This window comes from Exiguobacterium sp. MMG028, from assembly GCF_027947425.1.
Lineage (GTDB): Bacteria > Bacillota > Bacilli > Exiguobacteriales > Exiguobacteriaceae > Exiguobacterium > Exiguobacterium aestuarii_A.
On record NZ_JAQJIN010000016.1, the window covers coordinates 1 to 594 of the forward strand.

Consider the following 594-nt stretch of genomic DNA (forward strand, 5'->3'; position numbering starts at 1 on the left):
TGTAAAAAAATAAAAATGGTGGAGCCTAGCGGGATCGAACCGCTGACCTCCTGCGTGCAAGGCAGGCGCTCTCCCAGCTGAGCTAAGGCCCCATATAAAAGTGATGATGGTCGGGAAGACAGGATTCGAACCTGCGACCCCTTGGTCCCAAACCAAGTGCTCTACCAAGCTGAGCTACTTCCCGTAAAAATGGTGCACCCTGAGAGATTCGAACTCCCGGCCTTTAGATTCGTAGTCTAACGCTCTATCCAGCTGAGCTAAGGGTGCGAGACGAATAATCATCATGGGAAAATATTAATGGTACCGAGGGCCGGACTTGAACCGGCACGAGGAAACCCTCGCAGGATTTTAAGTCCTGTGCGTCTACCAATTCCGCCACCCCGGCAAGGTATAATTTCTAGCGGTAGACTTTTTAAAAAGATCAAATGGTGCCGGCGAAAGGATTCGAACCCTCGACCCTCTGATTACAAGTCAGATGCTCTACCAACTGAGCTACACCGGCAGGTGTAAATGGTGGAGGATGACGGGATCGAACCGCCGACCCCCTGCTTGTAAGGCAGGTGCTCTCCCAGCTGAGCTAATCCTCCAATATGT

6 tRNA genes are annotated in these 594 nt (G+C 51.5%); all 6 read right to left on the reverse strand.

Features of this window, described 5'->3' with window-relative positions:
• Positions 1 to 16 precede the first annotated feature (16 nt).
• A tRNA-Ala gene (locus tag PJK55_RS15130) sits at positions 17 to 92 on the reverse strand.
• 15 nt (positions 93 to 107) lie between these two features.
• Positions 108 to 184 (reverse strand) — tRNA-Pro (locus tag PJK55_RS15135).
• A gap of 6 nt (positions 185 to 190) precedes the next feature.
• A tRNA-Arg gene (locus PJK55_RS15140) sits at positions 191 to 267 on the reverse strand.
• Positions 268 to 298: 31 nt separating this feature from the next.
• Positions 299 to 385 (reverse strand) — tRNA-Leu (locus tag PJK55_RS15145).
• Positions 386 to 426: 41 nt separating this feature from the next.
• Positions 427 to 502 (reverse strand) — tRNA-Thr (locus PJK55_RS15150).
• A gap of 9 nt (positions 503 to 511) precedes the next feature.
• Positions 512 to 587: transfer RNA gene (locus tag PJK55_RS15155), tRNA-Val, on the reverse strand.
• Positions 588 to 594 lie beyond the last annotated feature (7 nt).